Raw genomic sequence first — 15,482 nt, 5'->3', positions numbered from 1 at the left:
TGGCGCAAGGTGGAGCACGATCAGTGTGGGAGCTGGCTTGCCTGCGATGGGTATAGGTCTCTACACAACCTTGTGGGTTGTAACAGCAGACGGTAACCACGATGCGAAGCGAGCCGCTCTTGATCTTGATCTGCTTTTGATCTCAGGCGGCCCCCCAGATCACTGGCGGATTACGGGCACACCGAGCCTAAGCGAGGTGCCTAGTGGTGGGGCAAGAGCGTTTTGCTTACTTTTGCGCTTTTCAAAAGTGAGCCGCCGTCAGGGCGGAACCCTAAGTGGCCGTTACCCCAGGAATGGATATGTACACAATCCAACTGCGTTGATTGCCAGACCGCCTTCGCGAGCAAGCCCGCTCCCACAGTTGGATCGTTGGGGTGTCAGGTAGATAGGCTTCGGCTGGCAGGCCGCTATCGCAGGCAAGCCAGCTCCCACAATTTTACTGCACTGTGTCAGTTAGCCGATGGTCATCAGGCTGGCGTTACCACCCGCTGCAGCGGTGTTTACGCTCAACGCACGCTCAATCACCAGACGCTCCAGCGCAATCGCCGTTTCGCCTTGCGACATACCATGCACCCCAACAATCGCCCCACCGCGCTGCGCCACTTGCTGGCACACCGCACGCAGTTGGTCGGAATCACCATGATGCAGCACGGCGTCAAACACCACGTCATCCTTGGTCCAGTCGGCCACGCGCTTGATCTTCGCCTGAATCTCCTTCGGCAGGCGTGGGAACAAGGCCTTGGTCAGCTCGGTTTCCGGCCATACCGCCGAACCACCGACGGCCAATACCGCCGCCAGTTGGGTCAGCAGGTCGCCTTCCACTTCGGCCAGGCACAGCACGTGCTCGCGCGGCAGGATGGCATAGCTGTTGCGCTCGCCGGTCGGGCCGGCCAGTTGGCGGGTGATACCGCTTTGCGATTGGGCGGCGAACTGCGTGCACAAGGCGCTCAGTTCACTGAACTTATGGCTGTCGGCCCAGGTTTTCAGGGCAGTCAGAGATTGGCTCATGGCATCACGCAGGCGCACATCCGGCGCGGCCAACTTGTCGCCGCGTACGAAGGATTGCTCGATCGCATCGGTAGGACGAGTCGACAGCAAACGGTACAGGTACAGCGGGCCACCGGCTTTCGGGCCAGTACCCGACAGGCCTTCGCCGCCGAACGGTTGCACGCCGACCACGGCACCCACAATGTTGCGGTTGACGTAGACGTTACCGGCGTTGACGTTGTCGATCACCTTGGCGATGGTCTCGTCGATGCGCGTGTGCACGCCCAGGGTCAGGCCGTAGCCGGAAGCGTTGATCTGGCCGATGAGCTGGTCGATCTCTTTGCGCTTGTAGCGCACCACGTGCAGTACCGGGCCGAAGATCTCGCGTTGCAGTTCGTCGAAGCTTTCCAGCTCGATCAGGGTTGGCATCACGAAGGTGCCGCGCTTGATCTCTTCACCGTCGGCAATCGCCACCTGGTAAACGTTGCGGCCTTTGTCGCGCATGGCCTGGATGTGTTTCTCGATACCCGCCTTGGCTTCGGCATCGATCACCGGGCCGATGTCCACCGACAGGCGTTCCGGGTTGCCCAGGCGGCATTCAGCCATGGCGCCCTTGAGCATTTCGACCACACGGTCTGCCGAATCTTCCTGCAGGCACAGTACGCGCAGGGCCGAGCAACGTTGACCGGCGCTGTCGAAGGCCGACGACACGACATCGATCACCACTTGTTCGGTCAGCGCCGAGGAGTCCACGATCATCGCGTTCTGGCCACCGGTTTCGGCGATCAGCGGAATCGGGCGACCCTGGGCATCCAGGCGACCGGCGACATTGCGTTGCAGCAGGCGCGCCACTTCGGTGGAACCGGTGAACATCACGCCTTTGACGCGATCATCACCCACCAGGCGGGCACCGACGCTTTCGCCCTGGCCTGGCAGCAATTGCAGCACGCCTTCCGGAATGCCAGCTTCAAGCAGGATGCGTACGGCCTGGGCAGCCACCAGCGGCGTCTGCTCGGCAGGCTTGGCCAGCACCGGGTTACCGGCAGCCAGCGCAGCAGCCACTTGGCCGCTGAAGATGGCGAGCGGGAAGTTCCACGGGCTGATGCACACCACCGGGCCCAATGGGCGGTGGGCGTCATTGGTAAAGTCGTTGCGCGCCTGCACCGCGTAGTAACGCAGGAAGTCCACGGCTTCACGCACTTCGGCGATGGCGTTGGCGAAGGTCTTGCCGGCTTCACGGGCCAGCAGGCCCATCAGCGGCTGGATCTCGCCTTCCATCAGGTCGGCGGCGCGCTCCAGGATGGCAGCGCGTTCGGCGGGCGGGGTGGCCTGCCAGATCGGCGCGGCGCTGATGGCGCACTGGATGGCGTTGTCGACGTCTTCGACGGTGGCTTCCTGTACCTGGCCGACCACGTCACGCAGATCGGACGGGTTCAGCACCGGTTGGGCCGCTTCATTGCTGGCGGCGCAACCGAGCATCGGTGCGGCCTTCCAGTTGTTGTGAGCGGTGGCCAGCAGGGCGCAAGACAGCGAGGCCAGGCGATGTTCGTTGGCCAGGTCGATACCGGCCGAGTTGGCGCGGTCGCTGCCGTACAGGTCGCGCGGCAACGGAATGCGCGGGTGCGGCAGGCCGAAACCGCCTTCCTGGGTTGCCATTTGCTCGATGCTGGCCACCGGGTCGGCTACCAATTCCTGGATCGAGATGGACTGGTCAGCGATACGGTTGACGAACGAGGTGTTGGCGCCGTTTTCCAGCAGGCGACGTACCAGGTAGGCCAGCAGTGTTTCGTGGGTGCCAACCGGTGCGTACACACGGCACGGACGGTTCAGCTTGCCTTCGGAAACCTTGCCTACAACCTGTTCGTACAGCGGTTCACCCATGCCGTGCAGGCACTGGAACTCGTACTGGCCGGGGTAATAGTTTTGACCGGCGATGTGGTAGATAGCCGACAGGGTGTGGGCGTTGTGCGTCGCGAACTGCGGGTAGATGACTTCCGGCACCGACAGCAGTTTGCGTGCGCAAGCAATGTAGGAAACGTCGGTGTACACCTTGCGGGTGTAGACCGGGTAGCCTTCCAGGCCTTCGACCTGGGCGCGTTTGATTTCGCTGTCCCAGTACGCGCCTTTTACCAGGCGGATCATCAGGCGATGGCGGCTGCGGCGGGCCAGGTCAATGACGTAGTCAATCACATACGGGCAGCGCTTCTGGTACGCCTGGATCACAAAACCGATACCGTTCCAGCCGGTCAGTTGCGGCTCGAAGCACAGGCGCTCGAGCAGGTCCAGGGACAGCTCCAGGCGGTCGGCTTCTTCGGCGTCGATGTTCAGGCCGATGTCGTACTGCTTGGCCAGCAAGGTCAGCGACAGCAGGCGCGGGTACAGCTCGTCCATCACGCGCTCGTACTGCGCACGGCTGTAGCGCGGGTGCAGGGCGGAGAGCTTGATGGAGATGCCCGGGCCTTCATAGATCCCACGGCCATGGGAAGCTTTGCCGATGGAGTGAATGGCTTGTTCGTACGAGGCCAGGTACTTCTGGGCGTCGTGTTCGGTGAGTGCGGCTTCACCGAGCATGTCGTAGGAATAGCGGAAGCCCTTGGCTTCGAATTTGCTCGCATTGGCCAGGGCTTCGGCGATGGTTTCGCCGGTGACGAACTGCTCGCCCATCAGGCGCATGGCCATGTCGACGCCCTTGCGGATCATCGGCTCGCCGCTCTTGCCGATGATGCGGCTCAGGGACGAGGTCAGGCCCGCTTCGTTGTGGGTCGACACCAGCTTGCCGGTCAGCAGCAGGCCCCAGGTGGCGGCGTTGACGAACAGCGAAGGGCTGTTGCCCAAATGCGGCTGCCAGTTGCCGGTGCTGATCTTGTCGCGGATCAGTGCATCGCGGGTGCCTTTGTCCGGGATGCGCAGCAGCGCTTCGGCCAGGCACATCAGCGCCACGCCTTCCTGGGACGACAGGGAGAATTCTTGCAGCAGGCCCTGAACAATACCGGCACGGCCGCCGGCACTCTTCTGATTGCGCAGTTTTTCGGCAATGCTCGCGGCCAGCTTGTTGGTGGCTTCGGCCATCGGTGCCGGCAGGCGCGCCTGTTCGATCAGCATCGGCACCACTTCCGGCTCGGGGCGGCGGTAAGCGGCGGTGATCGCGGCACGCAATACCGATTGCGGCAGGATGCTCTCGGCGAACTCAAGGAAGCACTGGTGGGCGTGGTCGGCCTGGACCTCGCCGGCATCATCGGCCTCCTTGCTGCTCAAGCCATTGAGCTCGGACAGGGTTGCACCACCCTCGAGTTTCTCCAGGTAATTGAAAATCGCCTGCTTGATCAGCCAGTGCGGCGTGCGATCAATGGAGGTCGCGGCGGCCTTCAGGCGTTCGCGGGTCGGGTCGTCGAGTTTGACCCCAAGGGTGGTCGTTGCCATTTTTTTATCCTCATGGGTGCCACTACCGAGTGGCATCTGCTGGCGGCAAGATTAGCTTTGCCCATCTCGAGGTGCAACCGGGTGCAACCCTTTTGTTGGTTAAATGTTCGACGCTTGATCGGAAAAAAATAAACACACGACCGAATCCGCTCCGCGCTGGTGCATTTGCTTCTGGGATCGGCTGTTCTTGCTCCGAAAAGGAGCAAAAAAAGCGCGTTTGTCCTAAAACATACTTGGGTGCAACTTAATCGGCAGAAACTGGTTGCACCTTATTTGCTTTGTTGAATAGCATTCGCGCACCAAGGTGCAACCAACCCTGTGGGTGGGTTCATCGGCTGGCGGCTTTCCTGGGGAAACGCCAGTCATAAATGCGCGGCATGCAGGTTCGTCTATCCGGTTATCCACGGGTGGCCGTCCCTATGACCGTCGCTACATAAAAACAAAGCCAGGGCGTCACTCCTATGAGCGTTAGTAATCCAACCCTGATCACGTTCGTGATCTACATCGCAGCAATGGTGCTGATCGGCCTGATGGCCTATCGCTCCACCAACAACCTTTCCGATTACATCCTGGGCGGCCGCAGCCTCGGTAGCGTGGTGACAGCTCTGTCCGCCGGTGCTTCCGACATGAGCGGCTGGCTGTTGATGGGCTTGCCGGGCGCGATCTACATGTCCGGTCTGTCGGAAAGCTGGATTGCCATCGGCCTGATCGTCGGTGCTTACCTCAACTGGTTGTTCGTGGCCGGCCGCCTGCGGGTGCAGACCGAACACAACGGCGACGCCCTGACCCTGCCGGATTACTTCTCCAGCCGCTTCGAAGATAAAAGCGGCCTGCTGCGGATCATCTCCGCCGTGGTGATCCTGGTGTTCTTCACCATCTACTGCGCCTCCGGCATCGTTGCCGGCGCCCGCCTGTTCGAAAGCACCTTCGGCATGTCCTACGAGACCGCGCTATGGGCCGGTGCTGCAGCGACCATTGCCTACACCTTCATCGGTGGTTTCCTGGCAGTCAGCTGGACCGATACCGTACAAGCCACGTTGATGATCTTCGCGCTGATCCTCACGCCGATCATTGTGCTGCTGGCCACCGGCGGCGTAGACACCACCTTCCTGGCCATTGAAGCCAAGGACCCGACCAGCTTCGACATGCTGAAAAACACCACCTTCATCGGCGTTATTTCGCTGATGGGCTGGGGCCTGGGCTACTTCGGCCAACCGCACATCCTCGCGCGTTTCATGGCGGCGGACTCGGTGAAGTCGATCGCCAAGGCGCGTCGTATTTCCATGACCTGGATGATCCTGTGCCTGGGCGGCACCGTGGCAGTGGGCTTCTTCGGTATCGCTTACTTCTCGGCGCATCCGGAAGTGGCAGGCCCGGTGACTGAAAACCCAGAGCGCGTGTTTATCGAGCTGGCCAAGATCCTGTTCAACCCATGGGTTGCCGGTGTGTTGTTGTCGGCCATTCTGGCGGCGGTGATGAGCACCCTGAGCTGCCAATTGCTGGTGTGCTCCAGCGCCCTGACCGAAGACTTCTACAAGGCTTTCCTGCGCAAGGGCGCGTCCCAGCGTGAACTGGTATGGGTCGGTCGCCTGATGGTGCTGCTCGTGGCCTTGATCGCCATCGCCATGGCCGCCAACCCGGAAAACCGCGTACTGGGCCTGGTCAGCTACGCCTGGGCCGGTTTCGGTGCAGCCTTCGGCCCTGTGGTACTGATCTCGGTAATCTGGAAACACATGACCCGCAACGGCGCACTGGCTGGCATCCTGGTCGGCGCAATCACTGTGATCGTGTGGAAACACTTTGAATTGCTGGGCCTGTACGAAATCATCCCAGGCTTCATCTTCGCCAGCCTGGCGATCTACTTCGTGAGCAAGATGGGCGCACCGACGGTGGGTATGGTCGAGCGTTTTGATGCTGCGGAAAAAGATTACAACTTGAACAAGTAATTCGCTGGGCGCTCAGCGCTTAGAGGATGAACAAAAGGCCCGCGTATTATGATCGCGGGCCTTTTTTACTTTACTGGATCAATAAAGGAGATGGCGACCATCCCTGACAAGCCGAGCGTGCAGAGAAAGAACGTTAGATGGAGCAGAAGCTTTGTTTGACGTGGAAAGGCCCGCGCCTGCTCTAGGTCAGCGACGCCTCGCCAAGCATTAAATCGGGGTAGCGCAATGACGCAATATACTGCGCAAAGCCTCGCTATCCTTTCCCTTGGTGAATTTCTCAAATAACTGCTGTGGACGGCGACCAGGCGACATTTGTCCAGGAGCGCTTCCATGGTCTCGAGTTTTCGGTAGCACAAAAAGAACATAAGTATGTTTGAGATGATTGCTGCAGATATTGAGCTAATGGCGACCAATATGATTGGGGGCCAATTCATGAACGCCTCAATACTCATACAAAAACTCACCTACCTTTTCGCCAGCCGTGCCGCCAAAATGCCCTCCTGCTGCCCCGCCGAGGCCCCCGGCAACTAACATACAGGCTAGAGCCCCTGGGCCAGTACTAGGAGCTAATAAAAAAATACACAGTGCTGTCCCGCCAAAACCACCCGCTAAGCCTCCACTAACTCCTGCGCTCAGTTTTCCCAGCTCTACATATCTGGCTTTCCTGCACTGCTCCTCTCTCCCGGTCGAACACGCCTCTTTTATCTCCAGCGCCGTCACCGTCGTACTCAATGCTATCCCCAACGGCGTCCCGTTTTTAAGCAGCTTCGCCGTCTTCGAAATCCGTGCGATGGTCTCTTGATACCGGCTTATCTCCCCCGTATGCAAATAGCTTCTGGTCGAGACACCTAGCATTTTCTTGATCGAGCCTTCATTGCGCAGCCCCGTGCCATAACGCGCAAAACCCCGCAGTTGAGCGTCCAGCCTTGCAAACAGTGTTCGGCGTCGTGCGAGAAACTCCTCTCTGGCGGCACCACCGCCCCGGCGTAGTGACTGTTTATGCAGGGCATCAATTTCTTCCAGGGTTTTTGCAATGTCTTGCAAATGCTTGCTCCAGGCATCACCTGCCGTGCCTATACCCAGTGAGGTATACCCCAGCAGCTTTTGCAGCAAATCATAGTTGTGCACTGCAAAGGCATCCCCGCCTTCGGCCATCACGCTGTGGCGAATATCCCAGGCGGCTCGCATCAAGCGTGACTCTTCCAGGGTACAGGCTGCGGTAGTGTCGTCGCCGATAATGACGAGTTGCCCCGGTAGCACCACCACATTGCGAATGTGCGCGTTGAGCGCGTCGAACTTGGCTTCGGCGTGCTTTCCTAAGCGTAATTTGGCCTTGAGTTCCACAGAGGTTTGTTGCTGGTCATTGATAAACGCATAGGGCTGGGACATTACAGATTCCCCAGCAATAGTGATCGGCTCGAAGAGTGGCGATTGCCTGCCATGAAAACATTCCTTTTGAATGAACATGGCTGCGCAATTTAAACAGGTGATGAGAGGGTGTCGTGGTTATGGAGGGGCGTTTCGGGGTGGTGTTTTTACGTTTGGGAAACAGGCTACTGGGCTGCCGTAATATTCTGTCAGACGTGTGGATTTTTACCGCAATGGGGCTTCAGCACGCGGCTACCCCCCATCAAATGAAGACGGCGGTAGGACCTTACTGATTTACCCGGTATGAGCTCAGGCCGGCCGTAAGCTGGTGCAGAATCGACCGCCCACCCTTCGCAGAGAAACACCGGATGTTCGCTCCTGCCAACCAACCTGCATTTACCCTGGCCCTGGACGGGTCGCCCAGTGACTTCAAGGTGTTCGCGTTCAACGGCACCGAGGCCATCAGCCAGCCTTACCGGTTTGAACTTGAGCTGGTCTGCGAGCAGCCGGATATCGACCTGGAGGGCTTGCTGCATCGCCAGGTGTACTTGGGCTTCGATGAGCAGGGGCATGGCGTTCATGGCCTGGTGTATCGGGTTGCCCAGGGCGACTCGGGCCGGCGCTTGACGCGTTACCAGCTCAGTCTTGCGCCACATCTGGCGTACCTGGCACACAGCAGCCACCAGCGCATTTTTCAGCATAAGACGGTGCCGCAGATTGTTGCCCAGGTGTTGGCCGGGCAGGGGATTCACAGTGACCGTTTCGAGTTCCGGTTGAGCGGTGATTACCCGGAGCGTGAATACTGCGTGCAGTTCGGCGAGAGCGACCTGGCGTTCATTCAGCGCCTGTGTGCCGAGCTGGGGATTCACTATCACTTCCAGCATTCCCCCGAAGGGCACCTGCTGGTGTTTGGCGATGACCAGACGGTGTTTGCCCAGATGGATCAGCCTACGCCTTACCGGCCAGGTTCGGGAATGGTGGCCGATACTCCCGCGATCAAGCGCTTCACCTTGCAATTGGCAACCCGTACCACGGCGCTGAACCTGCGCGATTACGACTTTCGCAAACCCCATGTCGAGCTAGAAGGCGCAGCCGTCGACGAGTCATTGCCCAAGCTTGAAGCGCAGCACTACCCCGGCAACTTTTCCGACCGAGCCCAAGGCAGATGCCTAGCCCAGCGTGGCCTGGAGCGGCACCGCAGCGACTATCGCAGTGCCCATGGCCAGGGCGATGAGCCGGCGTTGGCCAGTGGCCGGTTTTTGCAGTTGCGTGAGCACCCTCGCGAGGACTGGAATGACTTGTGGCTGGTGACGCAGGTGCGCCATGAAGGCAAGCAGCCCCAGGTGCTGGAGGAGGCGGTCACCGAGGAGGATGGAGGGGAACTGCGCCAGGGCTATCGCAACGCATTTGTGGCCGCGCCATGGGATGCGGTGTTTCGTCCGCCCTTGCCAGAGCAGCCGCGCCCGACGGTGTCGGGGTATCAAAGCGCGGTGGTCACTGGCCCGGTTGACAGTGAGGTTCACTGTGACGAATACGGCCGGGTCAAGGTGCAACTGGCCTGGGATCGCATTGGCGAGCACAACGACCATTCCAGTTGCTGGTTGCGGGTAGCCAGTGGCTGGGCCCATGACCGTTATGGTGTGGTGCTGATCCCCCGGGTGGGCATGGAAGTGCTGGTGGGGTTCGTCAATGGCGACATGGACATGCCGCTGGTGGTGGGGTGCCTGCCCAACGCCGCCACGCCAGTGCCCCTCGACCTGCCAGCGGACAAGACCCGCAGTCTCTGGCGTAGCCAGAGCAGCCCGGGCGGTGGCGGCTACAACGAACTGCGTATCGAGGACCGCAAGGGCGCCGAAGAGATCTACCTGCGCGCCCAGCGGGACTGGACCCAGCATGTGCTGCATGACCAACAGGTACAGGTCGATAACCAGCGTCGCGTGCAGGTGGGCGGCGAGTCGCGCCATGAGTTGCAGGGCCAGGAGCTGCGCATCACCCATGGCAACCGTTTGACGGAACTCAAGCAGGATGACCATCTGGTGGTCGGCGGTTCGCAACATATGCGGGCCGGGCAGACCCTTACGCTGGGCGCCGGGCAAAGCATCATCATTGATGCGGGTGCCAGCGTGACGATCCAGGCGGGCGGGCAGTCGATCACGTTATCGGCGGGCGGGATATTCAGCAGCGTGCCGATTCAGCTCGGCAGCGCGCCTGCCCCGACACCGGCGCCGTTGATGCCTGGATTGAACGAGACTTTATTGACGGTGGTGCCCGCGCCGTTAAGCCGCGCACAAGTGGTCAGCCTGAAACGCAGCGCGCCGTTCTGTGAAGAATGCGAGCGCTGCAAGAACGGCCAGTGTGACATCGGCGCCCATGTGCGGAGTGCGTCCTGATGCCTGCACCCTTGACGCCCAGTGCCTGGCTGGCGCAATACCCGTTGCAGCCAGATGAACAGCTGTACGCCGTGCTGGGCAATGCCAGCGACTCCAGGCCGCTCGCCGTCTGGCAAGCCACGGCCGCGGCAAAGATGCCGCGACCGATCTGGGCGGGCACGGCCTACGCCAACTGGGATGAGGTCATGCCCTACGTGGGCATCGTTGAACCGGGCAGTGCCTTTCTCGAGTGGATAGCCACCACCCAAGCGACGGATTGGGGCTGGCTGGCCGTCTCATCCAGCCCGCTGGACGTGGTGGTCGCGCATTTGCAGGGCTTGACCCATGTGTACCTGCCGGAAAACCAGACGGTGTTTTTGCGTTTCTGGGACGGCGCGCACCTTTTGCCGATGTTGCAGTCATTAGGCGACGAGGCGGCGCGCGCGTTGCCGGTGTTCCAGCGCTACCTGGTCAACGGCCAGCCGCTGTCCGTGGCGCCCAGGTCAGTCGCTGCGGCCCCAGCCAGCCCCTGGTGGCAGGTACCGGCGTGCTTGCTGACGCACATGGCCCAGCAGTCACCGCAGGTGCTGGTCGACAATCTGCTGCAATGGCTCCAGGAACAGCGCCCTGACCTCTACACCGCGTTTACGCCAGCCACCTTGCAGCACAAGGTCGCTTACTTCGCACGCAGTCCGCAAATCAGCCATGGCGCATTGGCTGATTACCTTGCCTCGCAACTCGGTTGAGCCCCTGGTGATAGCGTGACATCCGTGCCGCCTGCCGTGCGGCCCTGCACCTTTGCGTCGGTAGAAGGTAAACTTCGCCCCCTGCGCAGGAGCAACCATGAATTATCGTCACGCCTTTCACGCCGGCAACCATGCCGATGTCTTCAAACACCTGACCTTGACCCGCCTCATCGCCCTGATGTCGCGCAAGGAACAGCCGTTCGCCTACCTCGACACTCACGCAGGCATTGGCTTGTACGACCTGCAGGGCGACCAGGCCAACCGCACTGGTGAGTATCTGGAAGGCATCGCCCGCCTGTGGGGCGCAAGCGACCTGCCGCCGCTCACCGCCGACTACATGCGCGTGCTGCACGAGATGAACCCGGATGGCCAGTTGCGCTACTACCCCGGCTCGCCGGAACTGGCGCGCCGCCTCACGCGGCCCCAGGACCGTGTGCTGCTCAATGAGAAACACCCGGAAGATGGCGTGCTGCTCAAGGACAACATGAAGGGTGATCGCCGCGTCAAAGTGCACTTGGGCGAAGGCTGGCATGTGCCACGGGCCTTGCTGCCAGTGCCGGAAAAGCGCGCGCTGATGCTGATCGACCCGCCGTTTGAAAAGCTCGACGAAATGCAGCGTTGCGCGGCATCCCTCAAGGAAGCCGTCAGCCGTATGCGCCAGACGGTGGCGGCGATCTGGTACCCGGTGAAAGACCAGCGCATGTTGCGCCGTTTCTACCAGGACCTGGCCGGTACCGGTGCGCCGAAGCTGCTGCGTGTGGAGTTGCTGGTGCATCCGCTGGACACGCCCAATACCCTCACTGGCTCGGGCCTGGCGATTGCCAATCCGCCGTGGGGCTTGGAAGAAGAGCTGCGGGAGTTGTTGCCGTGGTTGTCCAAGCAACTGGGCCAGACCCAGGGTGGCTGGCAGATGGATTGGCTTATCGCCGAATAACCGCCTTTGCGGCCAAACACAAACCAATGTGGGAGGGGGCTTGCCCCCGATTGCTGAGTATCAGCTATTACATCCGTAACTGACACTCCGCTATCGGGGGCAAGCCCCCTCCCACATTTGGTTTTATGTTGACCTTAGATCGGGCAGGTCACGCCAGTGCCGCCGATTCCGCAGTAACCCTGGGGATTCTTCGCCAGGTACTGCTGGTGATACGCCTCGGCGAAGTACACCGTCGGGGCTTCTTCGATTTCCGTGGTGATCTCACCCAGGCCGGCCTTGCTCAGCTCTTGCTGATACGCCGCGGCACTGGCCTTGGCTGCCGCCAGTTGCTCAGGCGTAGTGGCGTAGATCACCGAACGGTACTGGCTGCCGATGTCGTTGCCCTGGCGCATGCCCTGGGTCGGGTTGTGCAGTTCCCAGAACATCTTCAGCAGGTCTTCGTACTTGACCTTGGCCTGGTCATACACCACCAGCACCACTTCGCTATGGCCGGTCAGGCCCGAGCAGACTTCTTCATACGTCGGGTTGGGCGTAAAGCCGCCTGCGTAGCCGACCACGGTGCTGACCACGCCGTCGCGCTGCCAGAACTTGCGTTCTGCGCCCCAGAAGCAGCCCAGGCCGAAGATCGCAAAGCCGACGTCATCCAGGAACGGGCCCAGCAGTGGGTTGCCGTTGACGAAGTGCGTTTCGGGCAACTTCATCGGGGTTTCACGGCCAGGCAGAGCTTGTTCTTGAGTAGGCAGCACGTTTTTGTTCACCAGAATTTCCGAGCGCAAGACCATGATCAGTCCTCTCGTCAGGTTGAGTAACAGTAAATTGTCAGACAGCCAGTGTGCCCGAGTGTTACAGCGCTGTCAGGCGATTGGCCCGCGCGGGTAGCGTTTAAGCCTGTGCAGCAGCTCGGCACCCGGGATCGGGCGGTCGAACAGATAGCCCTGGCCCACGTCGCAACGGTGCCGGCGCAGGAACGCCAGCTGCTCAGCGGTCTCGATGCCTTCGGCCACCACCTTGAGCTTGAGGTTGTGGGCCATGGCGATCACCGCCGAGGTGATTTCCATGTCGTCCTGGTTGTCCGGGATTTCATGGATAAAGCTGCGATCAATCTTAATGATGTCGATGGGGAATTTTTTCAAGTAGCTCAGCGACGAGTAACCGGTGCCGAAGTCGTCCATCGCCAGGGTCAGGCCGAAGCTCTTGAGCTGGTCCAGTTGCAAGCGCGTATCTTCGGTGGCTTCCAGCAGCAGGCCTTCGGTCAGCTCCAGCTCCAGCAGGTTGGCCGGCAGCTCTTCCTCCTTGAGGATGGTGGCAATCGACGCCACCAGATCCGGGTCGGAGAATTGCTTGGGCGACAGGTTGATGGCCACCTGCAAGTTGCCCAGGCCTGCGGCGGTCAATTGCCGGCTCATACGGCAGGCCTGGCGCGCGATCCATTTGCCGATAGGGATGATCAGCCCGGTCTCTTCAGCCACGCTGATGAACTGGTCGGGGCGGATCATGCCTTTTTCCGGATGGTTCCAGCGCAACAGCGCTTCCATGCCCAGCAGGCGACCGCTGCGCAGGCACAGCTTGGGCTGGTAGAACACGTCCAGCTCGTTCTGGGTCAGGGCACGGCGCAGGTTGTTTTCCACGAACAGCTTGTAGCTGGCCTCGGCGTTCAGGGCTTCGGTAAACACCTGCACCTGGTGTTTACCGTTGGCCTTGGCCTTATGCAGGGCCAGGCCGGCGTTGCGCATCAGGGTTTGCGGGTCGCGGCCATGCAGCGGCGCGCAGGCCAGGCCCACGGAGCCGGTGACGCTGATCAACTGGTTGTCGACGAACATCGGCTTGTCGAGGGTGGTTAGCAACTGGCTGGCCACCTGCTGGCCGGTCTCCAGGTCGGCGTCGTCCAACAGCACCGCGAATTCATTACTGGCGAAACGCGCCAGGCTGCCGCCGCTGCTCAAGCTGTTGCGCAGGCGGCGCGCGAGGCTGATCAGCAACTTGTCGCCAGTCTGATGGCCGAGGCTGTCGTTGATGCGCTTGAAGTTGTCGATGTCCACCAACAGCAGGCTGATCGGGCTGTCGCTGTCGCGGGCAAAGCGCTCGTCGAGGTTGCGAATGAACGCCGGGCGATTGCCCAGGTTGGTTAGGTTGTCGGTGTAGGCCAGGCGTTCGATGCGCTGTTGCGCGAGCTTGGTCTGGGTGATGTCTTCGTAGATGCCGATGTAGTGGGTCAGCTCGCGGTTGTCGCCATACACCTTGGAAATCGACAGCTGGCCCCAGTAGGGTTCCAGGTTCTTGCGGCGGCTCTTGAACTCACCTTGCCAGCTGTTGCTTTTGGCCAGGGCCGAGGGTGCGTCGAACAGCAACTCGCTGAGGTTTTCCAGGGCCGGCAGTTGGGCCAGGCGATGGCCGTGGACTTCTTCGGCGCTGTACTGGGTGATCGCGGTGAAGCTGGGGTTGACGTACTCCACCACGCCATCGCAATTGACCAGCAAAAACGCGTTGGCGCTTTGCTCCACGGCGCGCTGGAACAGGTGCAGGGCGCTGGTGGCGGTGCGGCGGTTGTGGTTATTGATGACCTGGGCGAACTGGTCTGCCAGCTCGCCAGCAAACGCGATCTCATCGGACTGCCAGGCGCGCGGGCTGCCGCCTTGTTCCAGGCACAGCACGCCGACGACCTGGCCGTCGACACGGATGCTGGCGTCGAGCATCGCGTGGATGTCCTTGGCGCGCAGGCTTTCGGCCATTTCCCGGGTGCGTGGGTCGCGCAGGGCGTGGGTGGCATCGATGGCGCGGCTCGAATGCAGGGCTTCCAGGTAATCCGGGAAGCCACTGGCGTCGATGGCTTCGGGCAGGTGGTGTTGTTGATCGGCGCGGTGATAGGCGGAGATCGGTACCAGGTGATGGCCTTCGAGGTTCCAGATGCTGGCGCAGTCGATCTGGTAAATGTCACAGGCGCTGCGGGTGATCAGCTCAGCGGCTTCTTGCAGGGAGTTGGGCGTGGTGTAGCGTTGGCGCGCCAGCAGCAGGATCAATTCCTGCTGGGCACGTACTCGCTCCAGGTGCTGCAACTGTTCCTGCTGCGCTCGCTGGTTGAGCTCCAGGGCGATTTGCAGGCGGCTGTTCTGGTTTTCCAGGTCGACGGTCGGGGCGGGCGTGCTGGTCTCGCTGAACAGCCCCTCAACCACCATCAGGTAGCCGCGCACCAGGTGGCGGTTGTGTTGTTTGTAGGCTTCGCCCATCTCCAAAACGCTTAGCGGGCCGTCATGGGTGTGCAGGGTGTAGCGCACCAGATAATGGGGGCTGTGGGCCAGTTGCTGCTGGATCGCATCGTGCAACTGGTAGCGCGCCTGGGGTTCCATCAGGCTGGCGTAGGGCGTGCCAATCAAGGCGCAGAGTTCAACCGCTGGCAGGCCAAACTGGCGCTCGCAATTGGGGTCGAGGTAGAGCAGGGCCCAGCTTGCCTCATTAAGCCGCTCGAAACGCAGCATACCGAGGCGCGAAGGCACCGGTAATTGCGTCACTACCTCGGCCGCCATACGGGCGACATCGGGTTGGCTTTTCATGGGGAAACTCGCTTGGGAAAATGCGCACTGCGCTGGGCTCACGCCCTCTTGACTGTCGACTGCGGCAAGGTTGCATCATGCAGCACGCAGTGACAAGAGAGGATGAAGGCTAAGTGCTATAAGCCTGTTATCGGCCGCATGGGTGATTTCTGTAATTGGGGTGA

General features: G+C 60.9%; 8 protein-coding genes. 4 read left to right on the top strand and 4 right to left on the bottom strand.

The features are described from left to right. Nucleotides 1-453: 453 nt before the first annotated feature. Nucleotides 454-4,407: a trifunctional transcriptional regulator/proline dehydrogenase/L-glutamate gamma-semialdehyde dehydrogenase gene (putA, locus tag CRN80_RS06115; RefSeq protein WP_098949755.1), complete on the bottom strand. Its 3,954-nt coding sequence runs from the start codon at nucleotides 4,405-4,407 to the stop codon at nucleotides 454-456. 461 nt (nucleotides 4,408-4,868) lie between these two features. On the opposite strand from putA, the gene putP reads away from it, so the two are divergent. After that, complete coding sequence (putP, locus tag CRN80_RS06110) at nucleotides 4,869-6,353, top strand: sodium/proline symporter PutP (protein WP_032893906.1); 1,485 nt, start codon at nucleotides 4,869-4,871, stop codon at nucleotides 6,351-6,353. Nucleotides 6,354-6,794: 441 nt separating this feature from the next. Here putP and CRN80_RS06100 read toward each other — a convergent pair whose 3' ends face one another. Next, nucleotides 6,795-7,742, bottom strand: a complete 948-nt coding sequence (locus CRN80_RS06100) for a hypothetical protein (protein WP_032897632.1) — start codon at nucleotides 7,740-7,742, stop codon at nucleotides 6,795-6,797. A gap of 347 nt (nucleotides 7,743-8,089) precedes the next feature. Here CRN80_RS06100 and CRN80_RS06095 point away from each other — a divergent pair, with 347 nt between their 5' ends. The 3 genes from CRN80_RS06095 (at nucleotide 8,090) to CRN80_RS06085 (ending at nucleotide 11,770) form a co-directional block, all read left to right on the top strand. Next, nucleotides 8,090-10,111 (top strand): type VI secretion system tip protein VgrG, encoded by a 2,022-nt coding sequence (locus tag CRN80_RS06095; protein ID WP_098949754.1) that lies wholly within the window; start codon nucleotides 8,090-8,092, stop codon nucleotides 10,109-10,111. Continuing rightward, on the top strand, nucleotides 10,111-10,836 hold the full coding sequence (locus CRN80_RS06090) for a DUF4123 domain-containing protein (RefSeq protein ID WP_098949753.1): 726 nt from the start codon (nucleotides 10,111-10,113) through the stop codon (nucleotides 10,834-10,836). The genes CRN80_RS06095 and CRN80_RS06090 overlap by 1 nt, the downstream gene beginning before the upstream one ends. A 97-nt stretch (nucleotides 10,837-10,933) precedes the next feature. Then, nucleotides 10,934-11,770 (top strand): 23S rRNA (adenine(2030)-N(6))-methyltransferase RlmJ, encoded by an 837-nt coding sequence (locus CRN80_RS06085; RefSeq protein WP_032893901.1) that lies wholly within the window; start codon nucleotides 10,934-10,936, stop codon nucleotides 11,768-11,770. 134 nt (nucleotides 11,771-11,904) lie between these two features. Here CRN80_RS06085 and msrA read toward each other — a convergent pair whose 3' ends face one another. Together msrA and CRN80_RS06075 are read right to left on the bottom strand one after the other, a co-directional pair. Then, complete coding sequence (msrA, locus tag CRN80_RS06080) at nucleotides 11,905-12,552, bottom strand: peptide-methionine (S)-S-oxide reductase MsrA (protein ID WP_032893900.1); 648 nt, start codon at nucleotides 12,550-12,552, stop codon at nucleotides 11,905-11,907. A 72-nt stretch (nucleotides 12,553-12,624) separates the two neighbouring features. Continuing rightward, nucleotides 12,625-15,318 carry a bifunctional diguanylate cyclase/phosphodiesterase gene (locus tag CRN80_RS06075; protein WP_032893899.1) on the bottom strand — a complete coding sequence of 898 codons (2,694 nt, stop codon included), beginning with the start codon at nucleotides 15,316-15,318 and terminating at the stop codon, nucleotides 12,625-12,627. Between the last annotated feature and the right edge of the window lie 164 nt (nucleotides 15,319-15,482).

The sequence above is a fragment of the Pseudomonas sp. FDAARGOS_380 genome (assembly GCF_002591235.1).
In the GTDB taxonomy this organism is placed as follows: Bacteria; Pseudomonadota; Gammaproteobacteria; order Pseudomonadales; family Pseudomonadaceae; genus Aquipseudomonas; species Aquipseudomonas salmasensis.
The sequence above is the reverse complement of the archived record's forward strand: the minus strand, read 5'-3'. Positions and strand labels throughout refer to the sequence as shown.